Origin of the sequence: Natrinema sp. SYSU A 869 (genome assembly GCF_019879105.1) — an archaeon.
In the GTDB taxonomy this organism is placed as follows: domain Archaea; phylum Halobacteriota; class Halobacteria; order Halobacteriales; family Natrialbaceae; genus Natrinema.
Genome location: NZ_CP082248.1, coordinates 477733 through 500509, shown reverse-complemented (window position 1 = coordinate 500509; position 22777 = coordinate 477733). Strand labels below are relative to the sequence as shown.

At 57.3% G+C, this 22777-nt stretch carries 19 protein-coding genes and 7 pseudogenes; 16 read left to right on the top strand and 10 right to left on the bottom strand.

Annotated features, from left to right (window positions below; genetic code table 11):
* The first annotated feature begins 259 nt into the window (after nucleotides 1-259).
* From K6I40_RS06240 to K6I40_RS28140, 3 genes and pseudogenes are all read left to right on the top strand, one after another.
* Nucleotides 260-994, top strand: coding sequence for an HTH domain-containing protein (locus K6I40_RS06240; protein ID WP_255681473.1), 735 nt, complete (start codon nucleotides 260-262; stop codon nucleotides 992-994).
* A gap of 350 nt (nucleotides 995-1344) precedes the next feature.
* Nucleotides 1345-3327, top strand: a complete 1983-nt coding sequence (locus tag K6I40_RS06235) for a hypothetical protein (protein ID WP_222913741.1) — start codon at nucleotides 1345-1347, stop codon at nucleotides 3325-3327.
* A gap of 302 nt (nucleotides 3328-3629) precedes the next feature.
* Nucleotides 3630-3896: pseudogene (locus K6I40_RS28140) on the top strand (site-specific integrase); the annotation flags it as partial.
* Nucleotides 3897-4085: 189 nt separating this feature from the next.
* Here the strand turns inward: K6I40_RS28140 and K6I40_RS06230 are convergent.
* The 4 genes and pseudogenes from K6I40_RS06230 to K6I40_RS06215 all read right to left on the bottom strand — a co-directional run bounded on the left by K6I40_RS06230 (nucleotide 4086) and on the right by K6I40_RS06215 (nucleotide 5850).
* Complete coding sequence (locus tag K6I40_RS06230) at nucleotides 4086-4391, bottom strand: hypothetical protein (protein ID WP_222913739.1); 306 nt, start codon at nucleotides 4389-4391, stop codon at nucleotides 4086-4088.
* A 93-nt stretch (nucleotides 4392-4484) separates the two neighbouring features.
* Nucleotides 4485-4760 carry a PadR family transcriptional regulator gene (locus K6I40_RS06225; RefSeq protein WP_222913737.1) on the bottom strand — a complete coding sequence of 92 codons (276 nt, stop codon included), beginning with the start codon at nucleotides 4758-4760 and terminating at the stop codon, nucleotides 4485-4487.
* Between the two features lie 402 nt (nucleotides 4761-5162).
* A pseudogene (locus K6I40_RS06220) lies at nucleotides 5163-5426 on the bottom strand (DUF955 domain-containing protein); the annotation flags it as partial.
* A 199-nt stretch (nucleotides 5427-5625) separates the two neighbouring features.
* Nucleotides 5626-5850: a hypothetical protein gene (locus K6I40_RS06215; protein WP_222913735.1), complete on the bottom strand. Its 225-nt coding sequence runs from the start codon at nucleotides 5848-5850 to the stop codon at nucleotides 5626-5628.
* Nucleotides 5851-6076: 226 nt separating this feature from the next.
* Here K6I40_RS06215 and K6I40_RS06210 point away from each other — a divergent pair, with 226 nt between their 5' ends.
* Both K6I40_RS06210 and K6I40_RS06205 read left to right on the top strand, forming a co-directional pair.
* Nucleotides 6077-6373 carry a ribbon-helix-helix domain-containing protein gene (locus K6I40_RS06210; protein WP_222913733.1) on the top strand — a complete coding sequence of 99 codons (297 nt, stop codon included), beginning with the start codon at nucleotides 6077-6079 and terminating at the stop codon, nucleotides 6371-6373.
* Nucleotides 6363-6647 (top strand): type II toxin-antitoxin system RelE/ParE family toxin, encoded by a 285-nt coding sequence (locus K6I40_RS06205; RefSeq protein WP_222913731.1) that lies wholly within the window; start codon nucleotides 6363-6365, stop codon nucleotides 6645-6647. The genes K6I40_RS06210 and K6I40_RS06205 overlap by 11 nt, the downstream gene beginning before the upstream one ends.
* A gap of 200 nt (nucleotides 6648-6847) precedes the next feature.
* On the opposite strand, the pseudogene K6I40_RS06200 reads toward K6I40_RS06205, so the two are convergent.
* A pseudogene (locus K6I40_RS06200) lies at nucleotides 6848-7973 on the bottom strand (ISH3 family transposase).
* 654 nt (nucleotides 7974-8627) lie between these two features.
* On the opposite strand from K6I40_RS06200, the gene K6I40_RS06195 reads away from it, so the two are divergent.
* The 8 genes and pseudogenes from K6I40_RS06195 to K6I40_RS06155 all read left to right on the top strand — a co-directional run.
* Nucleotides 8628-9155 carry a hypothetical protein gene (locus K6I40_RS06195; RefSeq protein ID WP_222913729.1) on the top strand — a complete coding sequence of 176 codons (528 nt, stop codon included), beginning with the start codon at nucleotides 8628-8630 and terminating at the stop codon, nucleotides 9153-9155.
* 20 nt (nucleotides 9156-9175) lie between these two features.
* Nucleotides 9176-9514, top strand: coding sequence for a hypothetical protein (locus tag K6I40_RS06190; protein WP_222913727.1), 339 nt, complete (start codon nucleotides 9176-9178; stop codon nucleotides 9512-9514).
* A gap of 1 nt (nucleotide 9515) precedes the next feature.
* Complete coding sequence (locus K6I40_RS06185) at nucleotides 9516-10457, top strand: zinc-binding dehydrogenase (protein ID WP_222913725.1); 942 nt, start codon at nucleotides 9516-9518, stop codon at nucleotides 10455-10457.
* A 56-nt stretch (nucleotides 10458-10513) separates the two neighbouring features.
* The gene (locus tag K6I40_RS06180; protein ID WP_222913723.1) at nucleotides 10514-10753 is read left to right on the top strand and encodes an acyl carrier protein; all 240 of its coding nucleotides are present in this window, start codon (nucleotides 10514-10516) and stop codon (nucleotides 10751-10753) included.
* A complete protein-coding gene (locus K6I40_RS06175; RefSeq protein WP_255681472.1) occupies nucleotides 10753-11874 on the top strand; it encodes a beta-ketoacyl-[acyl-carrier-protein] synthase family protein in 1122 nt (373 codons plus the stop codon). Before K6I40_RS06180 ends, K6I40_RS06175 begins: the two co-directional genes overlap by 1 nt.
* Before the next feature lie 88 nt (nucleotides 11875-11962).
* Nucleotides 11963-12460, top strand: a complete 498-nt coding sequence (locus K6I40_RS06170) for a holo-ACP synthase (protein WP_222913721.1) — start codon at nucleotides 11963-11965, stop codon at nucleotides 12458-12460.
* Complete coding sequence (fabG, locus tag K6I40_RS28135) at nucleotides 12457-14148, top strand: 3-oxoacyl-ACP reductase FabG (protein ID WP_255681471.1); 1692 nt, start codon at nucleotides 12457-12459, stop codon at nucleotides 14146-14148. The genes K6I40_RS06170 and fabG overlap by 4 nt, the downstream gene beginning before the upstream one ends.
* 104 nt (nucleotides 14149-14252) lie before the next feature.
* Nucleotides 14253-14669, top strand: a pseudogene (locus tag K6I40_RS06155) (IS1595 family transposase); the annotation flags it as partial.
* 424 nt (nucleotides 14670-15093) lie between these two features.
* Here K6I40_RS06155 and K6I40_RS06150 read toward each other — a convergent pair.
* The 4 genes and pseudogenes from K6I40_RS06150 to K6I40_RS06145 all read right to left on the bottom strand — a co-directional run bounded on the left by K6I40_RS06150 (nucleotide 15094) and on the right by K6I40_RS06145 (nucleotide 18416).
* Nucleotides 15094-15638 (bottom strand): annotated as a pseudogene (locus K6I40_RS06150) (hypothetical protein).
* Nucleotides 15639-15816: 178 nt separating this feature from the next.
* Nucleotides 15817-16085 (bottom strand): annotated as a pseudogene (locus K6I40_RS28130) (hypothetical protein).
* Between the two features lie 272 nt (nucleotides 16086-16357).
* Nucleotides 16358-16831 carry an HTH domain-containing protein gene (locus K6I40_RS28935; RefSeq protein ID WP_345779375.1) on the bottom strand — a complete coding sequence of 158 codons (474 nt, stop codon included), beginning with the start codon at nucleotides 16829-16831 and terminating at the stop codon, nucleotides 16358-16360.
* Between the two features lie 330 nt (nucleotides 16832-17161).
* Nucleotides 17162-18416 (bottom strand): annotated as a pseudogene (locus K6I40_RS06145) (hypothetical protein).
* 1427 nt (nucleotides 18417-19843) lie between these two features.
* On the opposite strand from K6I40_RS06145, the gene K6I40_RS06140 reads away from it, so the two are divergent.
* Nucleotides 19844-20620, top strand: a complete 777-nt coding sequence (locus K6I40_RS06140) for an MFS transporter (protein ID WP_255681470.1) — start codon at nucleotides 19844-19846, stop codon at nucleotides 20618-20620.
* 16 nt (nucleotides 20621-20636) lie between these two features.
* Here K6I40_RS06140 and K6I40_RS06135 read toward each other — a convergent pair whose 3' ends face one another.
* Nucleotides 20637-21413 carry a TrmB family transcriptional regulator sugar-binding domain-containing protein gene (locus K6I40_RS06135; RefSeq protein WP_222913719.1) on the bottom strand — a complete coding sequence of 259 codons (777 nt, stop codon included), beginning with the start codon at nucleotides 21411-21413 and terminating at the stop codon, nucleotides 20637-20639.
* 30 nt (nucleotides 21414-21443) lie between these two features.
* Here K6I40_RS06135 and K6I40_RS06130 point away from each other — a divergent pair, with 30 nt between their 5' ends.
* Both K6I40_RS06130 and K6I40_RS06125 read left to right on the top strand, forming a co-directional pair.
* Nucleotides 21444-21713, top strand: a complete 270-nt coding sequence (locus tag K6I40_RS06130; RefSeq protein ID WP_222913717.1) for a hypothetical protein — start codon at nucleotides 21444-21446, stop codon at nucleotides 21711-21713.
* Nucleotides 21714-21921: 208 nt separating this feature from the next.
* On the top strand, nucleotides 21922-22776 hold the full coding sequence (locus K6I40_RS06125) for a hypothetical protein (RefSeq protein WP_222914941.1): 855 nt from the start codon (nucleotides 21922-21924) through the stop codon (nucleotides 22774-22776).
* Nucleotide 22777: the final 1 nt, after the last annotated feature.

Here is a 22777-nt window from a genome sequence, read left to right as displayed (position 1 = left end):
CTCGCAACCTCGATCAGTATTTCGGTCGCGATTCAGGGGAAATACGGTGTGTTTGCCGCGTACCGACAGCTGTTCGAGTCTCGCGAGGAAAAGCGTCGCACCGCACTCACACCGACTGTTGATGCAGATAACCCGCTGGGGACGCTCATTGGCTCTGTCGTCGTTCGCGGTGAGGATGTCCATCGTCTTCACCCATACCTTGAGGAAGCACTCGAGAGGCCAGCAGCGGTCGCTGATGACGCTCCCGAATTCGCTGTCCATGTCTCTTCTCTCGACGGTCGATCGAACGGGTTACGCGATGGCTGCGACGCGGATCCTGCAGGCCAAGAACCTCCGACCGACTCGAGACAGTATCTCGTTACTACAGGCGTTAGTCAGCTCGCCGTACGCTGCTGCTCGAGCACTGTACCAACTCGCCACCGAAGACGAGAGCCGAGAGCTCCGGCCAGACGAACTCCGCTATGCGTTGGGAACGCTCGACCCTAAGCAGTTGCTCGCCGATCTGCCACCGACAGTTGGCCGAATCGTTCAGACGCTTCTCACAGCCGAAAACCGCCTGTCACAGCGTGACCTCGCCGACCGAGCGGGCGTCTCAGCACGGACCATCCGGAACTATCGCAACCGGCTCGAGGCGTTCGATCTCATCCGGGTTGACGAGACTGGATACCGCCTAGCTCTATCGTTCCAGACTACTTCCGAACGCCGCGATCCCGTTGTTCCAACTGTCCTCGAGGAGAATCAGACGCTCCTCGACGCCGCCGACGCATTTCTCGAGACAATCCTCCCGCCAGAGCGATACGGTGATCCTGACGATCCACTCGGTGGTGTGCTGTTCTGGCCGCCGGACCCCCAAGGATTACTCGATCACCACCGAGTTGGTCCGTGGCTACGACTAGCAGCTGCGCTCACAGCGATAGGATCTGCCAGAAACAACCGGGCGGTGCAGATGGGCCCACCGCTCGAGCAGCAGATACTTTCTCATAGAACAACGTAGGATTTAGCTCCCTGGAGCAATCCTCCGCCGGACACACTACAGGGGGAGATTCGGTTTCAGTTATAAGTGCTCTGTTGAATAGCAGTGGTTTGGTGAGGTGCCACAGCTGAAGATGCCTGTGAACTGCTGACGCGAGTGACTGCAGAATCGGCGTTGCTTCATCCCCGCTCAGAAGGTGCTATTCAGTATTCGATAAAAGGACACTGTCTGGTTGAGTCGGTTTGAGAAGTAACAATCTATTGGATTACTCGGCCATATAGATTGAAAACCATTCCATTAATTAATGATTTATTAATTATCCATCGCAATAGATAGCTATTTGTTGTACGCTAGTGTGTATTTTTCTGGGCATGTCGGATGATAGCAATCCACAATGGCCGGAATGGTTCAGACGAAGCGTACTCAAGGGAGTGGCGGCCACCGGCGCGGCGAGCGTGTTGCCGACAGTGACGGCACAGGAGAACGGTCAGGGCGACGACAAGGTCATCACCACCGATGAGCAACCGCAACTACCGGACGCACAGCAGCGTATCGACACAGCCGAACGGGTCGGCCCACGAGACTTCCACGAGGAGAACTATGAGATAATCAACGTCCACCGCCGGAAAGAGGCGATACAGACGCTGTTGCGCGATCCAGAGGTCAACCGCGTCGCGAGCAACTGGATCGCACACTTCATCAGCTATGAGGCACTGACGAACCACCTTGACGCAGTCAGCATCCAAGGGCCGACAGACTACACCGTCGACGGCAGCCTCGAATCGGGGACGTTCAACGTCACAGCGGTCGACCGGCAGACGATCTACGGCTTAATCGACCGACGCCGGAACGAGATCGTCGCGCTGCAGATCAGCGATCCCACCGACGCCCAGTGGACCGAGGAGTACACGGAGGAGGAAGTCCAGCGCGGCCGGCTCATGCTCGAGCAGGAGGAGATCCAGCAGTACGTGCAGGGGAATGAGTTCTGGCCGATGTTCAAGGTGGCCGAGAGCATCACGAGCGGCCGCGGCCTCGCGCACTACGAGATGTCGACTATCGTCCTCTACGTGGTAGACGAGGACAGTGTCAGCGTCGTCTCCGGATTCCTTGACGTCCGGGAGGAGGGCAACCCCGAGTTCCTGAAGGCGTACATCATCGACGACTTCATCCGGTATCCGGTCCAGCAGATGGCGCGGGAGACCGCCACGAACGACGAATCGGTCCTCGGACAAGCCCCGAACGTCCCCGTTGAGAAACGGCCGATGAAGACCGCCAACAACGGGTACCATCGGTTCGAGACGGTACCCGAACAGCAGTTCCAGCAGGACAACTGGAACATCAGGTGGGAACCGCCCGAGACCCAGGGCGTGACCTTCTGGGGCGAGTACAATGGCAAGCCCGTGTTCAGCACGATGAACGCGATGGCGACCCCGACGGCGTATGGCCTCCCGCCGCGCGAGGGTCGCAACACCCGAGAGTGGTACTTCCCGGACAACGAACCGGTCATCAATGGCCACCACATCTTCTGGGACGTCCACAGCATCCCCTTCGGCGGTCCCGGCCAACTCGGGAAGATAGACTACCCCGCACGCCGCGGGCATCCCTCGGGCTTCCAGTTCCGGACCCATTACCACACCGGGGCACAGGGCCGCGGGAGCGTCGACTTCCACTCCGGCGCGCAGTTCGGGCCGTACAACTACAACATTTCCTACGAGTTCTTCGAGGACGGCCGCGTCGTTCCCATCTGGCGCCGGCACGGGCCAGGCTACGTGGTGGAAGCGCTTCGCAACTACGGCGTCCCCGAGGACTGGGAGGGCGAGGAGACCGTCGTCCAGCAGTACCTCCACTTCACGGCCCTAGAGCCGACGCCCGGAACGACCGAGGGCGGCGTCCAGACGCAAGTCTTCGACGGGGAGGAGTGGCTCACCCCCGAGAGCGAGTTCTACCTCGTCGGCGAATCCGGCCAGAAGGTCCGGTTCTCCAACCCCGACGGGAGCGAGCAGATCGACGTGCCGCTGAACCGCGGCCTCGAGGTCGTCGTCGTCCGACCCAACTCCGACGAAATCGGGCCGGCCCAGGACCAGGTGACTCGGACAGATGACAGGGAGGTCGAAAGCGAGTTCTACCACCCCGCCCAGTACGTCGACGGCGAGCAGATACAGGACAAGCGCGTCACCTTCTGGCTCATCATGGAGGCCTCGATGGACGAGGTTCCCCACCCTGCGGGCGTCACCGGCTACGTCGCACAGGCGGAGTTCCAGTTGAACGGCTACGGCGACGGCGGTGGCGAGCAGACCGGCACATCGACTGAGGTGCCGTCCGAAACGCCGAGCGGGAACCAGACAAGTAAGTAGAAACCGCGTATCGAGACCCCAACCGGTTCGGTGTCCGGATGGTCGCGGTACCCCAGCCGGGGATTCGGCCGGTCAGGTCTTCCGTATCTATTTGGCGAGTTCTTCGACGGCGTCGTAGGTTCGGTTGATGATGGCCTCCACGTTGAAGAACCCGTGTATCATCGACTCGTAGTTGCTGTACTTGACGTCGATGCCGGCCTCGACCAGGTGCTATACGAGGCCGTAACCCTCGTCCTGGAGCGAGTCGTAGTCGACAGTCATGCCGAATGCGATGGCGGCCTGTCGGTCGGCGAGGAATAGACCACGTCGTCGGTGAGACGATACAAGCACGCGTTCAGTGCATCGCCAACCGTGCGGGCGTTCGGGTGCGCGGCGAGACGCCGACCTCAAAAATGGGCCGGCGGTTCTGGTACACGACGTATCTCGGCTCGCAAACACAGTTACTCGAGAATCTGGATGAGATCGTTGAAGATCAGGGGAGTTCAAACGCAAATGTCGTATTGAAAAACTACCTCTTGGAAGGCGAACGGTGGGAGTGTCGGATCAATCACATACGCGAGCGGTTAGCTAAGGCGTTTGGGGGCAGTAATGGAGTTCGCGCGCGGCGTTCCGTCGGTAGTCTCCTCCCTCGCCGCTGCAATCATTCCCTTTGTCCTGGAATTAGTGCTCGAACGTCTCGTCAAGTGGCATTGATTGCACTCATTTAAACATCGAATCTTCCTCCATGTTCGTGCGAATACCGTCTCGTCGGCTCTCCCCTAGCTGTTGTTCTTCCGGCCGGAGACGTTGTAATCGATGTGGACTTCCGGTGTGCTCGGTGATTCGGATGCAGCGGTTCCGTTCCAATCGAGAACATGCACGTTCGCCAGTTCTCCAGAAAACCGGAACCGCTGGACTCCGGTTTCGATCGTCCCCTCGACAGCATGTTCCGAGACCACTGTGGGTTTCTCAAGCGAGTCAGCCTCAATTGGTTCGATATCACCATCGACGCTAATTTCGTAGTTGGATGGCACTCCACGACCGATTACTGTAACGATATTTGTCATCGTTCTCTCACTTGGCATACAGTGGTAGACTCAACTTTGCCAGTATAAGCCTTCTCGTTGGCAAAACGGTCGGAATTTTCAACGGTATCGAACAAATGAATATGGGATGCACTACAACTCGACGTACTGATCTTCCCACTCTCGTCTATCCTGGATCGCTTGCTCTCCTGCGTCGCTGATCGCGTAATAGTTCGTCCGTCGATCGAGTTCGCCCTTCTCGACCAACTCCTTGTTGACAAGCGTGTCGAGGTTTGGGTACAGCCGGCCGTGATTGATTTCGCTCTCATAGGACTCCTCTATCTCCTCCTTGACATCTTGGCCGGATGGACGGTCGGCGCCTGCGATCACGTACAGGAGGTCTCGTTGGAAGCCGGTGAGGTCATCCATATTACGAGAGTATTCAACGATGCTGCATTTGACTTCTTTCCACAGAGAATTGTATGTTTTCGCACTGTGAAAGTGAAATGTTGTGCCCTGTTAGGCATGTTTTACACTCAACCAAACAGTGGAAGGTGTAGCGGAGGCCGGTTCATTTAGCAGCTGTGGATAGCGTACCTATCTGGCTTGGGGACAAGAATGAAGAGTGATTTCTGAGATAGTGTCCTTCGGCCTCTCGTTCGTGGCTGTAGCACACCTCCCCCGACGCCGTACCTCTATTCAACAGAGCAGTCCGGACAGGTTTCTGGATCGACACTGAGTCTAGCACTCGACTAATCAGTCATTGTCTGGTACTGGTTATCCTTCATCCTGGTTGTTTCCCTTATCCGCGTTTGATTCCGCCTTCGGGAGACGCTCGAGCTCGTTTGCCCGCGTGTTGTACCCTGCAACCCGGGTTGCGTGGGGACACTGCTGTTTGATCAGGAGCGTATTTCGGTACGAGTAGTCGTGGAATCGGCTCTGTACGTCGAGCCAGGCTTTGAACTCCTCACTGGCCGCAGCGTAGTCGACGAGGTCAACAAGGTCGTCAACCCACGTTTCGATCGTACTGTTCATCTCGTCGCTCCGCGTCTCGGTGTCGGTGAACGAGGCTGCTCGCTCTGTGGTCACTGCCATTGGAATCACTCGTGTTGACGCTCTCGCCTGTTCGAAAGCGCCTCACCCCTCTCAGGGGCATATCAACACCACCGTGTGGTGTCGTCATTTCTCATGTGGGATCAGCAAGACTTGAGACTCCCTGCCCTGTCATCTGAGGAAAACCGGAGTCGAACGCCTTCGAAATCCACGTAAGCGCGCGGACCAGGCCGTGGATCTTCTATTCCTCAGCGTCATCTGAACCTGAATCAGTAACGTACAGCTCGTCGTCGACCAGATAGAGATATCCACGATCGATCAGCCGTTGGAGCGCGTACTCCGCGTCGGCTTCCCTAATCTCCTCTGTGACGATGAGTGCTGTCGCCTTCTCCTTCGTCAGCCCATTGTCGCCGCGACAGATACGGGATTTGAGTTGCCGGTAGACCTCGAGAATCCAGTCGGGCAAGGGAGGATCTCATTTCGATACATCGCGTATTTCGTTTTTGGTTCTCCAAGTGTATTAATAGGCTCGTGCCACGACAGCTCGTCATTTTTGGTGAATCGGATGCTGTGGTTCATCTATTTCATCTTCACTGTTGGATCGATAGCAATCATTGAGAGTGTGAACCGAGCTCTACAGCGATGTGATCACCTGAAAGGTTTATCTATATGCGTGCGTAAAGCATATGTATATGTCTGATGCTGATACCGGGGTTAACGACAACGGGCCAGAGATGGTTCAGATCAATCTTCGATTGAGCAAAGCCTTCCTTGAGGACATTGATATAACCTGGGAAGAGCAAGGGTTCAATTCCCGAAGCGAATTCCTTCGGTATGCGGCCCGTGACGCAGTGAAGCATCCTGAATTCTCCCGAGAGGGATGGAAACAGATTGCAGCGAGCGAACATGACTTACGGTCCGGCAGCGCAGAGTTAGTCTCACGAGAGGACGTGGTCGAGATGATGGACCGAGACGAGGATGACGAGTGACGAGGACTGGACCTGGAAGTTCACACCACGCGCTGTGGACCAGTTCGATGGGCTCGATCCACACATCCAAGATCGTATCATCTCAAAGCTCGATGAGGTTGTGAACTCAGAGTGGCGAGATCCAGAAGATGTCCTTGAACCGTTGACCGGCGGACCGTTTTCCAAACTCCGTGTCGGTCAATATCGTCTCGCTTGCACCCTTGATTCCGATGAGTCAGTCCTTGAAGTCCATCGGATTGAGCACCGAAGCGGAGCCTACACTGCCGACGATTGATGATGGCGTAGCAATCTGGCCAGTCTCAGTACCTCACAAGGTATCCTCCGCTGAGCCGGTCTGAAGCCTGAGTTCCGTTGTCGATCTCAGTGATCAGTTTGATTCTCCTTGACGATCGGTGAGGAGCTGTCGCTGTCGGCGGCGATCAGCCGCCGACGTGACAACGTTGCCACTTGAGATAGGGCGTACTCGGTCAGTGGTTAGCGGTGGAACCGATCGTCCGGTGGCCGATTTGCGGAGACGGCCCGACGCACCGCGAGGGCCGTCCACGCTGCCCGTCGAATCATGTTAATGAATTCCTTGAACGACCATAACCAGAGGCGACGCCCGCCACGGCGGGGCGTCGCCACATATTCCCAGTGCAGATACCGCCAGCAGACTCACCACGACGTACAACAGCCGAACCATCGGATCTTGTGTCGACGTTGTCGCAATACTCTGTTCAGAGAGGCGGTAGCTGGTCTCGATACCGAAGCGTTTCGCGTAGTGGTATCGAGCGTCTCGTGGCGTCTCAATGAACGGCGCGTCAGCGGCGTAGCCGTGACGCGCCACTCCATGTTCGTCGTATCGTCCGTTCTGGTAGGTACAGTCGATGTAGACGGGAAACTCGACGGTCCAGCTGTGACCGTCGAGTTTCCCCGTCAGATCGTGCTGGATTATTCGGCTCCATCCAGTCGAGAGTTCCTGCTTGATCGTCTTTCCCCACCGGACGATCGGCATTATGTAGGCGTGATTGTGTGCCTGAAGCAACCTGAGACACTTGCTGTCGTAGAATTCGCGGTCAAGATAGACAGCCTTGACGCTGAAGTCAAGGCCGTCGAGAACACCAAGAAACGCTGCAAGGACGCTGCTGGCAGTGTTGCCGTCTTCGAGACGGCGCACTGCCAGCGTGAACCGCTTGTTTTTCACACGCGCGTAGAGTGTGGCATAGGCGTGGAAGGCAGTAGTTCCACGTTTTGCTTCCGAGTGATAGAGGCCGTTCGTCTCGTCTTCGTCACCATAGTAGGGCCGCAGGTGGAGGTCAGCCACGACCTCCACCTGCTCAGGCAGAATGTCGAGAATGTCCTTCTGAAGCAGCGTGTTGCCGGTTTGTTCAACTGATTCTAGATCGAACTTCTTGCGGAGGTGGTACAGAACTGTGTTTTGGTGAAGTGAATCTTCGCTCTTCTCGCAGAGTGTCGAGACTGAGGACCTCGTAAATGTCTTCAGACGTCGCTTCGGCGTTTGGAGCGAAGTCAAATCGACTTCCTCGTCAATCGTGTTGACGAGGAAGTTAAGGAGTTGGTCCTCGTGGATTGAATTGTCTGCTTGCTGGGTACTAGGCACACTTCATGCAAGCAGACTTTTCAACTAACCAGCTTTGTGAAGTACTGAGATTACAGTTTCACGGCTGGTCTTGCAGCGCTATCGGACCCACACCTTTCGGTTTTCTGTATCTAGACAGTGCCATATCGTATGAGTTATAAATTATCTGTCGAACGATTCGACGGCGAACAGAAATTCGTTTCCACGTTTGTTGACCTGGAGCGTGTCGGGGATGATTGCACTATTCGCCGCCACTGGGATGGTTTGTGTTCAGTTCCGTTGCAGTCATATAGCCGGATTTCGGAGCACGCATTCCGGTGGTAATGTGTTACGAACGTCTCGTCTAATAATCGAACACACTTCAGAATCCCGTCTTTTCTGGTATAACAGTCTTGAAACCCCATATCCGTGACCTTCGTCTGCTAACACGTGAGAGATATCTTGTGATACAAGTTGTAATTAGACGCGTTATGATTCGTATGTAGATACACTCTATCGTTATGTAATATTGGACGAAATTGAGAGTCTTCTTCCGTAAGTAATGGAACTACACCTTCTTCAGTATCGAGATGAACCTCAGATTTGTTCGCACCAGAATGGAGTTATTCGCCTGACGAGCGATCTCGTCAACCGACAGGCGAAGACTACTTTACGGCGGTTGCTGATCTTCGATCCATGGACCAAGATCCATTCCGTATGTCAACGAAGGGGATTGATCCCGGTGATCACGCGGAGCGACTAGCCAAGGCGGCAATTAAGCGTCACTGGGACCCGGCAGCAATCGACCTCTCAGCAGATCGCGAAGCTGTCAGCGAGCTGTCTCGGTCCGAGTTTACCCGCCTACGGGGACTGCTTGCGCAGTTCGGGGCTGGGGAACAGGCTGTGACCAAGGACCTCGCACCTCTATCCGTCGTCCTTGACGCTCCCTATGACCAGCGTTACATCGCCACCCAACTGTACGACGAGGCCCGCCACGCAGAGTTGTTTGAACGGTACTGGAAAGCCGTCGTACGCCCTGAGGAAGAAGTCCGCGATCTGAAACTCACGAGTCCCGCTGATGATCGCTGGAGGCACGACGACTACCAGGAGCTGTTCGACCGGACGGCCGACGCGATGGCCCGGCTGCTGGAGCGTGATGATCCGGAGACTCGTGCCCGGCATTCTGTCACTATCATCTCACAGTCGAGGGCATCCTGGCAGTAACCGCCTACGAGTGGGTCGAGATGAGATACAGTGGACAGGTCGATGACATCGCTGCACTTCCAGGGCTAGTTGAGGGGTTCAAATATCTCCGCCGTGACGAAGGACGACACGTAAGCTTTGGTGAGATAAAGGTTCTCGAACTCCTCGAACACGAGGATGTTACTCCTGAGGTGATTGTCGGGACACTCTCGGAGTTGGTCCCCCTTTTGGAAACGATAATCGGCCGGATGGTTCGAGACAGCGGACCGAACGTGGACCGCGAGGAACTGCTTACCCGAGTCGCGGCGGCGCAAGACAGACGGCTCGAAGGAGTGGGGATTGCCCCGTTAGGAAATGAAAACGCACCGGCGAAGACATAGCATGGAGACGGTTTGTGTTCCCGAATACGGTCGTCCAGATGTGCTGGAGGTCGTCGACACCGCAGTCCCAGCACCTGACACAGGGGAAGTTCAGATTGATGTCCGCGCTGCGGGTGTCAACTTCGCGGACGTCGAAAAGCGTCGCGGGAACTACCCTGACGGGCCGGAGCCGCCGTACCACCCAGGATTGGAAGTCGCCGGTATCGTTGAGGCGATCGGCAAGAATGTCGACCTTGCGGTTGGGGACCGCGTTGCCGCCCTTACGACAGGTAGCGGATACGCCGAACACGCAGTTGCACCGGTCGACACGGTCGTCGGGCTACCCGAAGGGTGCTCCTTCATTGAAGGAACAGCGCTCTCAGTCCAATGGCTGACAGCGCACAACGCGCTATTCGAGTGGGGTGGGCTGGAGTCCGATGAGCGGGTGCTGGTAACCGCTGCTGCGGGCGGAGTCGGAACGGCGGCAGTCCAACTTGCGGTCGCAGCCGATGCGGTGGTTATCGGGGCGGCGAGCACTGAGGAAAAACGCGAACTGGTCCGCGGGATCGGCGCGGAGCAGGCCGTCGAGTATGGAGCGATTGAAGACCTGACGATCGACCTCGCATTGGATGGCGTCGGCGGCGGGACCTTCACCGATGCTATCGAGGCGCTCGCCTCGGGCGGGCGCATCGTGACCTACGGGATGGCAAGCGGTCGCGTTCCGACTATCGCTACGCCACGGCTCTTCTTCGAGAATAAGTCGGTACTCGGGTATCACCTCGAAAAGGCACTCGATCACGTACCGGTGCGAGTGCTCTCAGCGGTTCCGGAACTAGTCAAGCATTTCTCTAGGGAAGCCGTCGAGGTTGTCGTGGGGGACACCTTTCCCCTCACAGCCGCTGCCGAGGCACATCGGCAACTCCAGGAACGGGAGAGTTGCGGTAAGCTTGTTCTCGTTCCCTAACTCAGCCGCCGGACCCTGAAAGCAAGCTTTTGATTACTCGGTATTACCATACGGGTATGTCAACCAAGGCTGAATCCACAGTTGACGAGATAGTTACAGACCGGCTCTCACTCAATGAGGATGCCTTCGATGATGGGACGCGCTTTAAGGAAGACCTCGACGCAGAGTCATTGGATATCGTAGAGGTCGCCGAGGCCATCGAGGCAACTGTTGGGGTCCACGTTCCCGACGACGACCTCGAGGATCTGGCGACCGTCGGCGACCTCAAGGCCTACGTCGCCGAACGGGCCGACTGATGAACCGAGCGGTCGCGATCACTGGTCTCGGTGCGGTAACGCCCCTCGGGACTACAGCTACCGAAACTTGGGACGCATTATGTGCTGGGGAACGTAGCGGCGACCGAATCCAACGGTTCGAGCCCGATGAGGCGGGATTACGGACCACGGTAGCTTGCGAGGTCGATGAGGTGCCGCCGGTCCCGTGGGAAGTTAATGAGCAGACGGCCAGCCGGGCCGCGCGCTATGGACTCGCGGCCGCTCGCGAGGCGCTCGTTGATGCCGGTTACGATCCCGAGGACCCAGCTTGGGAGCCCGATCGCGCTGGTACTAGCATCGCCTGCGCGCTCGGCGGGGTACCCGAGCTAGAAGAGGTAATACAGGACAGCAGCCGTCCGTCGCCGTGGTTCCTTCTAACGTACCTGCCGAACCTTGTCGGAGGCCACCTGAGTATGGCCGTCAACGCCCGCGGCCCGAGCAGAACCCAATCGACGGCGTGCGCTGCTGGCACGCACTCACTTGCTGACGCCGCTGAGGACGTTCGCCGAGGACGGGCCGACATCGTCCTTGCAGGCGGCGCAGAGTCGGCGATCTCCCCTGTTGGGGTGGGAAGCTTCGAGTCGATGAGGGCACTGAGCAAGCGCAACGACGATCCTGCGGCTGCGTGCCGCCCCTTCGACGCCGACCGCGATGGCTTCGTGCTCGGAGAGGGTAGCGCCGTTCTAGTGCTGGAGTCAGTTTCCCACGCTCAGGAGCGGGACGCGCCGATCTATGCGATCCTCTCCGGGAGCGGGATAACCGCTGATGCTCACCATCCCACGCGGCCGGCTGAGAACGGGACCGGACTCGCACGAAGCGTCGAACGCGCGCTCGCGGATGCTGGTCTCCCGTCTGGAGCGATCGACCATGTCAATGCCCACGGGACGGGCACACCGGCTGGAGATTCCGCAGAAGCAGCTGCGCTGTCGGAGATCTTTGAAACCGTCCCGCCGACGACGAGTGTAAAGGGAGCGCTGGGACACGCACTCGGTGCCGCGGGCGCGATCGAAGCCGTCGTGGCTGCACGGACGATCGAATCGGGGACCCTCCCCCGACGGCGAACCACGAGACATCTGACCCGGATTGCGATCTCCCGATCGTAACCGAACGGGTCGACGACGAGGTTAGGACAGTCGTCTCCACCTCCGCGGGGTTCGGTGGCGCGAACGGAGCACTCGTCCTGGAGACACCATGAGCGGACACACCGACGATTCTCGACCCATTCCCTCCGCAGATGCTGACAACGCGACGCCGACTATCTACAGCGGCATCGACATCGTCTCAATCCGGCGGATTGCCGACCTCCTCGAAGAGTTCAGCGACTCATTCCCCGGCCGCGCCTTCACCGTCGCGGAACGGCGCTACTGCGATCGACAGCGCTCCCCATCACAGCACTACGCAGCGCGGTGGGCGGCAAAAGAAGCGTTCCTGAAAGTTCTCGGCGAGCCGTCGCCGTCCGTTCCGACCCGCGAGATCGAGGTCATCCGCGATCCCTCGGGACCGCGGCTGTCGCTCGGACCGTCCGCTCGCGAGGCGCTCTCGGCCCGCCTGTCTCAGATCGGGGTTGACGCCCGGCAGGCCGACCGCTCGGTGAGCCTGAGCCACGATCGCGAGACCGACGCCGCGATGGCGCAGATCGTCGTGATTGCCACAGGTAACAACCACCCTGGGGGAGGTTGCCGGCCGTGACCACTGCGGTCGTCTTCCCCGGGCAGGGAAGTCAGCAACCGGGGATGGGCGAGGCGTTCTACCGGGCGTGGCCCACAACCCGTAACCGGTTAGAGGCACTGTCAGCAACGCTCGGCGAGGACCTCGCCGCGCTGTGCTTCGCGGGAGACGTGAAGGAACTCCGGATGACCCGGAACACCCAGCCCGCACTGTTCGGCCTCGGCGTGGCGATCTACGAGGGGTTGGTCGCCCGCTATAGCCTCGATCCAGATTATGTCGCCGGACATAGCCTCGGCCACTTCACCGCGCTTGCGGCTGGAGGAGCGCTTGATTCCGAGGATGGAGTTACACTCGTACGAAAGCGTGGCGAACTACTCGAAGCGGCTGCCGGTGAGGACAGCCCAGGGACGATGCTCGCGGTGTTACTCGCCGATCCGCAGGAGGTCGCAGCAGCGTGTGCCGACCGGGAGGACGTCAGCGTCGGACTGTACAACGGCCCCCGGCAGACGGTGATCAGCGGCGCTCAGGAAGGCATCGCGGCTATCAGGAAGCGACTCGCAGAGCGTACGCGTGCTCGCTTCCGCGAACTCGACGTGGCCGCGGCCTTCCACTCGCCGGTCATGGAACCTGCCGCGGACGCGGTCGACCGGACGATGGCCGAAGTGGATCTCGAGCCCGCCGCAATCCCGGTCGTCTCGGATGTCTCCTGTCGCATCTACACCGACCCAGTAGTCGCGCGACGAGACCTCTCCGAGCAGGTCACCGCACCGGTGGACTGGCACGGCGTTGTCGAGCGCCTGCAGGAGGCGGGTGTCGATCGATACGTAGTCATCCCGCCTGCAGGAACGCTCGCCGGGTTGATCGAGCGTATCATCCCGAATGCGGAGGTTGTTGCGCTCGAAGTGCCCGCGGACGCGGCGGCGCTCGGTTGCGCCGTGAGATCTCCCGAAGGGGTGTCTGATGAGGGTAACAACCGGTTTGCCGCCGAGGTCGCGGTCGTCACCGGTGGCACCCGAGGAATCGGTCTGGCGACCGCCGAGCGATTCGCGGCCGGCGGCGCAACTACTGTGGCCACCTACTGCTCGGATGAGGAAGCCGCCGCAGAGGCCGCAGTAAAGCTGGGAGACTACGACGCTTTGACGGCGGTCAAGCAATTTGATGTGGGCGAGTTCGACGCGGTCGCTAACGCGTTCAGGCGAATCGCTGACGAGCACGGTCGCCCCACGATCCTCGTGAACAACGCCGGGCGGATGGATAATGGGCTGGTGGTTCGCATGGATCCCGAGCAGTGGGCTTCGGTCCTCGAAACCAACCTAACAGGCGCGTTCTACTGCACCCGCGAAGCTGCCCGGCAGATGCTCCGTGGCGAGGGAGGACGGATCGTCAACGTCGCTAGCGTCGCTGGACTACGCGGGTGGGCCGGACAGGCCAATTACGCGGCAAGCAAGGCCGGGTTGATCGGCTTTACCCGTGCGGTCGCCCGCGAACTCGGCGATCGATCGATTCGAGTCAACGCTGTCGCGCCAGGCTACGTCGACACTCGACTCAATGAGAAACACGTCGGCGACGGCGAGGTGACCGACCAGACGGTCAGCGGGCGGGCCGCCGACCCCAGAGAGGTTGCAGACGTGATCGCCTTCCTCGCGGGCGAGAGGGCGGCCTACGTCAACGGTGCGGTCTACCGGGTTGACGACGGGCTGGTCGGATGATGCGCCGCGCAACCGTGGCAGGCGGATCGAACGTCCTATCGATGTGCGCTCATCTCGATAGATCGTAACATCAATTCCGCTGGCGAATTGCGTAGCTGTCAACGATGGACGAGGAGTCAACACAGGTCTTCCTCTCACCGCGTGAGCGATGCTTTGAGCGTCTCCGTCTCGCCCGGTTCGGCGAGACGGTGACGTGTGTCCATTGCAAGAGCGACGACGTTGTCAAACGCGGGATGACCGGTAAAGACGCTCAACAGTACTGGTGCAAGCACTCCGAGACCTACTTCAACGACCTCACAAAGACGATCTTCGGCCAGCACCGTTTCGGTCTCGAAGAGATGTTCTACATCGTCAAGGAGATGTGATCTGAGCTGACCGCTCAGATCGCTCGGGACCTTGACCGGGATTACAAAGCCGTCCTCAACTTCGTCCACAAAGTCTAGGACGTGAGCGGTGATATCGACGAGTTCGACCTCTATGACGTGTGCGAAGCTGACGAGGTCTACGTCACTGCTGGTGAGAACAACGTGTCATAGAATACGTCTTATACCCTCTACCTGGTGATTATACAACTCCCAATTCGAGTGTAACCCTATGAATTTCGTCAGTCATGGGGTTTAATCGGGACTGAGACCGCGAATGATTCCTGTTGAGAACCATTGTATGACACGCTCGTGTGGTCATTGTGGTGCGGCGGCTGTCTGCCAAGTAGTCACTCACGGAGGGTCTCGGCCGGCCACTGAGGGCCGTCGCGTCGTCGACGTCCGCCGTGTCGACGCCGGCGACGTCGCGGTCCTGAACTAGCAGCCCTTGCTCGAACTGTTCGTAGTCGGCACTCGTGTCGTCGTGAGGATCTGGATCAGCCATGCATGGTGAATTACACCGCGCACGCTGTTGCGCGCTGCACGCCTCTCGGCGCGAAAAAACAGTCCGTGTAGTGCAGCGTCAGTCCGTCCTCGGGTCGCGATATCCGATGACGGCGACGTCGTCGATGAACAGGACGCCCTTCATGAAGTCGAGTTTCGTCAGACTATGCTGGTACAGATTATGTCGTCCGAGATAGTTCATCGGCACGACCAAGCACCCGAACTCGATCTTCGGCCGGCCGTCTTTCTGGGTGCGGTGCCCTTTCTGGAACTTGAGCAGGTCGTCACTGACGTTCTTCCGTTTGCTCTTCTCGACCTCGATAGCGATGCGGTCGGCGGCGTCGTAGAGGTCGACGCTGTAGTCGAACTCGAGATGCGACCAGAGCTTGCAGTTCGGGTTGTATCCGCCGGTGGCATCCCCTTCGTATTCGTACTGGAGGAGACCGTCGCGATCGCGGCATCGAACCCACTGATCTCTCTGTGTTTCGTCGAGTCGTTGAAGACGCTTGCCGGGACGGCCTCGACGGCCGACCGAATCGACGCCAGCGTAGTATCCGGAAACGCTGCGGACTTGGTTTGTGTGCGCCGCTCGCTCAATCGGGTGACGTGCTCGATGACGACCACTCGACTCATAGAGGGCCATAAACCCGTCGCGACCGGAGTTCGTGGCGACTGGGCGCTAGGACACTCTGACTCGAGGGATTGGATGGCGGGCGAGAGTCGAGGTGAGATGAATTCAGCCAGGACAGTGTTAACCAACACTGTGGAGAGAATGGTCCGAAGTGTTGGTTAAGAGTTTGCGCTACGGAACCTGGAGTTCTCGAACTGGCTTGACGGCGAACGTGTCTGGATCGCTGGCTAACGCATCACACTTCGGCTCCGTCATCGGGGATGTTGACCGAGTGAGCCGGGTGATGAGTTCGTCTCGAACTGTCTGTCGGGGCGCATGGTCTCGTGCCAGCCCAACTGGTCGTCGAAGTGCCGCAGGACAAATACTGCTCCCACGGGCTCGTGTATCAGCCTGACGAGAGTGACGATCGACTTGTGACTCTGATCGTTCGGAACTCGCAACTCGAGGAGAGACTAGGGTAGAGGTCTGTCGATGAATTGGTGTTCGATCGATATCACGGTCTTGTGGATATTGTTGCTCTATATCAGGGCAACTCGGATGCCTCACCCCTATCGCAGGCTAAAAACATCACATCACAGTCACGACGTTACCAGAATATGTAGCACAGTTTCTTTATTACGAAGTATTCGTAAAACCGTGCTAAGTACAGGGCATCTATTGAGCACCAAATTACGGAGATTGTCACTGGGGAAGGAGTGTTCTTAGCTCACGGTCAGAGCGTAAGCTGCGACCGCTGACTTCGCTCGTGATGAGGCATGGTGCCGACTTCGACTCGGTCACAACACTGACATACACCGATTCCCTGTACGTTCATCAGTTGGGTATTGCATTCTGGACAGTGGCTCGGGGGTGGTGCAGCCGAATCAGGGACGTACGGGAACAGCTCAAGGTCGTCCGTTCTGAGGGCTGCAATCGCGTCCATTACTCCGTGGTGATCGTCACCCCATGAGTGTGGGAAGACGTTTGCCAATTGCTCTCCAACGTATACAGCAAGACACATCATCGGAGTCCGGAGCATGGTCTGTGTTTCGTTCGTAAAGGCGGACGTGGAAGTCCGAACGCTGAACGGCGGTTGGATGCTGCCCCCGTGTTCACCAGCCCACATTTCCATCTGTTCAAACGCATCGATCGCGTCGCTGTAGGGTGTTTGGTCTGTGAGCGTGATTGCCGCCGGCCACGCGTGCATCACCAGGTTGTCAATATGATCCGCAGAGTCGAGCCGGTGTAACGTGTCGATTTGGTGTCGATCGGCTCAACCAGTCCGTCCGGACGGACGTACACCTCTACGGTCAGTTCGTTGGTATGAATGTTCATGGGACTCCCGCGAAGGGGAAGGAAGAGACTTACAGTCCGTGGCTAGATAACGGTTGGTACGGTGTGAAACGATTGTCTCTGATAATCAAAGATCTGAATGAATGAACTGGTTTGTATGTTCAGTTCGCACACGTACTTATCGAATTGAGTACCTCAATTTCATAATTTAGGCTAGATGATGAAAATGGCTTCCTCACTACTGTTACTCGGAGCTATTTCCAAATAACCGCCTCCACAAGGAGGTTGTCTCCGAGTCGGTCTTACACTCAGACGTCATCCCAGTTTGCTCTATCTCTCGATCACACTCCGCAAGTTCGGTTTCGAGGTCCTCGACCGTTGCCTCGAGGTGATCGATACGCTCGTTCTTCTGCTCAAGCGTGTCCTCAAGTTCGTCGACACGGTCAGTCAACAGTCGATTCTTCTCAGCCAGATACGCATGATTCCGATTCTGCTCTGATTCGTCACGGCTGGCGGCGGTCGACGACTCGCTCCTTGTAGGTGCGGGTTCGGTCGATGTATCTCGAGTGTCTGGGTCGTAGAACTCAGAGGTGTTCACAATCGCTCGCTCGATGGTCTTTTCACCATACATAGAGCCATCGGCGTAGTGGACTTCATCCCACTTGTCGCGGAGCAGCCCCGATTGGGGAAGAGCCGATCCATCTGCTGCTGGTCTCCACCAGTCCAGAACGCCAGTAGACAGCACAGCGCCATGTCCGCTTCTGACTGACTCTCGTAGCCAGCAGTCGAGCCACGCCACAACCGCTCGAACTTCTCGCCGTTCGATGCGTTTCGCGCTCGCTTGAGCAGGTCCTCGTCCTCGAGGTCGACGTCAGTGTCGACTGCACTGACTGTCGTTGCCTGCTTCTCACCGGTATTCTGGCCCCCACCAGATTTGGGTCCGGAGTCGGAGTCAGCGACAGAGTCTTGGACATACTCACGATGGATCGCTACCAGAGCATCCTGCCGACGTGCAACACGAAGTGGGGTGTCCTCGAGGTGGTCGCCGGTAACGGTGAAAACCGAGCAGTGTCGTATAGTTCGATACTGCCACGGCGGTTCCGCCCATTTGAGAGTTCTCCTTCGATGAGCACATGAAAACCAGTGCCCGACGGAGAGATCTCCGTATAGGAGTCAAGTCGCTCGATGATATCCAACGCTACATCGTCGACGTCGCCGCTTTCTGGGTCTCGACAATCATCCAGATCCACGCCGACGATGGGATCGTCGTCAGTAAAGACGAAGCCCACGCCATCGGCGTTCCCCGTGTCGGTGTACTCGAGTGCTGTCTCGAACGAAGCCCATGTCTCTGAGTCCGTCGATGACGCGAACTCACCACTGCCCGGTATCACCGGTATCTTCGTCGGTTTCCCATCTCGAGATTCTTCTTTCCAGCACACCCACTGGTCACGCTCACATAAATTCTCGGGAAGCACCGAAGCAACAATCTTAGACATCATCGATTCCTCTCGTAATGAGCATCCATCTAGACATCGTGCACTCATTATCACGATATTGATAAATACGCCATAACGGCACTGTCTAGTTACTCGATCCCGACGTATAGAAGTGTTTCAGATCCTGCTACAGCATTACCGGTGAGATCTGAGACTGTCACTGCTTATGAGAAATTTGCTGAAGCAGCCGAATTGTCGCTCCTCGTGGAACAAGGTCCCCTATATCAGATCCAATATGGTGATTTTACAGCCGATACCGTCACTTCATCACCTTCCCATATCGCGGTTTCTCTTATCTAGACAGTGCTGCCATAACTCGGTAGGCTGTTCGCTACCCTGTCCAACGGGTGCAACCCGTTCTATACTAGTTGGTTTTGAGCTTAGATTTGCCCTGAACACTGCTTCCGTACTGCAGTTTTCCCCTGAACATCTTCCAGATGACTGACTTGAACGCTTGATTTCCCCTGAACAAATCCGATTATAATCCCGATATTGGCGGATATAAGGGCTAACAAGGGATAGTCGAGATAGTGACGATGGCGCGGAGGTATCCAAAAGTCTCTCCTTTTGTACTACAGTCATAGTTAGGATATGAACATCATTTAAGGAGCCCTAATCCGTCTCTGGTCAGGTTGATACCAGTGTAGACGGCTCTGTTGAAATCCTTTCTTTAGATGGCTAACCTCGTGAAAATACTACTTACTATAAGTACGGACCTACCGCTGCCACATATACCAGATTCCAAAATATTGATGAAGTCGTGCTGACTACAGTGCGTACCGTTCCATCATCTGTTAGTTCTCAGTGCGACGTACATCGTCTATATGTGATGATGATGGAAAATAGCGCCGACGGGTATCGAGTCTGTACTCCCGGGAGTTATCACGCTAAGTGGCGCGACATCCGGATCTATGATTGGAGTCCATGATTGTTACAACACCCGTTGCAACAATATCAAAAGACTGTTATATGGGAGTAGATCATTCCGTACTTGCTGTGAACAATCGACTGTCGAATATCTTTCAATCCTCTGAAGACGTCCCACGTACAGTCCGGACAGCACGGGTCGCGAACGGTATCGCGTTCGTCATCCTCGGTGCGGTCTTCGCGACGTGGGCAGTCCGAATTCCAGCAATCGAGACGCTCCTCCACCTCAGTAAGACAGACATCGGTATCGCGCTCCTTGGACTCGCTGTTGGAAGTGTTCTGGGGCTCATCACCAGTGGTGTTCTCGTCGCCCGCTACAGTGCCAAGGTGGTTATCCGCCTCGCGATCATCACCTACTGCCTCTTCCTCCCAGTCATCTCCCTCTCAGGGGCCTGTACTCTCTATTCGTCATTCTGGTCGGTTTCGGATTCGGAAAGGGTCTCCTCGACGTCGCCGCAAACACGCAAGCCCTTCACATCGAACAGATATATCCCCGGCAGATTATGGGCGGCTTCCATGCGCTCTACAGCGCCGGTGCACTCCTCGGTTCGCTCGTCGGTGCCCTCTTTACCAGCCTCGGATTATCAGCAGATATTCACTTCCTCATCCTCGCTGCGGCCTTCCTCGGTATCGGTCTCACCGCGAGCGTGTGGCTCCTCCCTCCGGAAGAAACCGACACCGATGACACGAATACCGAACTCGCACTCCCCTCCAGAGAGATACTCGGCTTCTGCCTCATCGGGTTCTGCGCCCTGCTGATCGAGGGGATCGCGAACGACTGGAGTGCCGTCTTCTTGAAGGGGGCGGCTGGTGCACGCCCGGCGGTCGCAGCACTCGGATTCGCCGCATTCGCGCTGACGATGACGCTCGGTCGGTTCGCCGCTGACCGCGCCGTCGATATGATCGGTCCTCGGCGATTCATTCGGCTGACGGTAGCTATCGCCGCCCTCGGAGTCATCGTTACGCTCGTCCCGATCCCACCCGTCGCGCTTCTCGGCTTCGGGATCCTCGGCTTCGGGATCGGCGGCGTTGCCCCAGTCAATCTCAGTCTCGTCGGCCAAGCCGACCTCGAACGGTCGTCGGAATCAGCCATCGCTGCCGTCTCGACCTCGAGTTACGCTGGCTTCGCGGCCGGCCCAGTCGCAATCGGGCTACTAGCGGATGCCACCTCACTCCGAATCGCCTTCCTCCCGGCGATCGGCGTTGCCGCCGTCATCGCGACACTTACGTTCATGCTCCCCATAAGAGGGAGAACATCCCCAGCAGTAGGCTCAGACTAGGCGGGACGGATATCCATCAGCTCGGAGAGTTCTTCGATGATGATGGGTCAGCCCTGATATCCTCGATGGCCGCACCAGGCCCTCCGACGGTGTATTGGGTGTCATTGGCTTCGAAGACGGCGGTGGCCTTCGCTGCGAGTTCAAGGAACGTCGGCGGTGTCTCGTCGCGTGCACCTGTGTACTCGACGGCGACGAACTCACCAGAGAGTGAGACCCGCCGTCCGTCCGCTCTCGACGTCCCGATTACGTGGCCCCGGACCGTCGTGCCGGCATCGAGCGGGGATTCGATGCCGCGCACGCAGTCGGTTATTTCGACGAACGTGAACGGGGCGTCAGAACTGCGAGCATCGTGGATGATGTCATAGACCTCGCGTAGTCGAGTGAGGAAGTACCAGTGGAACGCGTAGGCTGTCGCGTAGTCGTCGACGATGACACCGTATTCGTTCGTCTGGCGGCCGCGAGTCGCGTAACACGCTTGCTGCCGGTCCGCCAATAGGAGAAATGGGCCTGGGAGCGTCCGTCGTCGAACCTCGTGACAGATCCCCTGAAGCTTCTCGGAAGCTGGCGGTGTCTCATCAGGAGGAACGAACAGGGACAAATGGATTCGGACGCCGCGCTCGTAGGCCGCTCGAAGTATGGAACGGAGACACTCGACCTGAGTGTACGTCGCGGCAAGCTGAAGGTGATTTTCGGCGTTCGAGATGACCGTTCGGGCATGGTTGAAGACAGTGCGAAATCGCCGAACTACACTTACCTCGCCCGCTAGCTCGTCGGCGTAGAGGGCGTAAATCAAATTCTGGCCCCAGAGATAGCCAGGAACAGTGTGGCCGTAGAATTTCCCGGCATTAGGTATCTTCTCGCTGGTTTTGTGCGTGACGACACCATCACGACTCCACTTCGTGTCGTTCGCCTGCTGGAGAAGCTCAAGACGTTATTTGTTGAGCTGGTCTTTGTCCCAGTCGTACTCGGTGAGGAACTTGTTCAAGACACGCTCGCTTTTGGCCGGGAGAACGAGGTTCGAGATGCCCTGGACGGTCTTGTTGCTGGCCGCAACAAGGACTGTGACGCACGTTTTCGCGTGACAGTCATATGAACAGGATAATTAAGGATACTCCTAGTAAGAAACACCATTATTTTCTATAGTTAGTATAATACTATCACATGAGATCCTCTCACCACCAACGCGAATGAAAGAGAACCATGCTACTGGGACAGTCCCGAAAGGTCATAGAACTGATGTAGCTGAGAAGACACGTGATGCTGGTATGTCTCGACGTCGGGTGATACGTACAGGCAGTCTCTTGGGCATGAGTAGTTTGATTGGAGTGGCAGGAATAGGAAAGGGGACGGCAGCGCCAGAAGTAGACAGTGCATCTGGAGGAGGCTGTAACCGGCCGGACGACGTCGTTCATCTCGATTACGGCGAGTACGACAACTGGGAGGATATGTATTGGATGTCGAACGGTGAGCGCGACAACCTCGAAATCGTTTCTAGTCCAACATACAACGGAGATACCGCTCTCCAGCTACGAACTCGTGAAGACCAGCATTGGGGGCTGAGTACGCACTACGATTTCGGTGATGGATTAATCGAACTCAACGGCCGTGTCAGTCTCGCTTTGAACACGAACTGGGCGATGGAAGACCGAACACAAAGTCGGATCTGGAACTGCGCAATGGCCCTCGGTGAGGGGAGCGCCGGTGGTGGGGTCCCTGATGGTACTAATGGGTGGAGTAATCGACTCTATGTCAGTACTCGAGAAGCTGATCCGGATGGTCCGTTCCATCTGCTCTCATATACCTACCACATGGATCAAAACCAAGATCACGACTTTCTAATCGATAGTAATCCCTACACCGTACGACAACCAGAGATCGTTCCAGGCCGGTGGTATGAATTCGAGTATTACATCTGTGTGAACACGGTCGACGATGGCGTGGCAAATCCCGATGGCGTCATCCAGTACTGGCTCGATGGCGATCTCATCTATGATCGACGAGATTTGAGATTCACAACGGATCACGAAACCAATCTTATCGAATCGAACGGCCCTGCTGGGTACTACGGCGGCAGATACGTAGCACCGCAAAATCTCTACTCCTACTATGCCAATCACTCAATGGCTCTCAATGGGACGTTCGGAGACGGATGCTAAC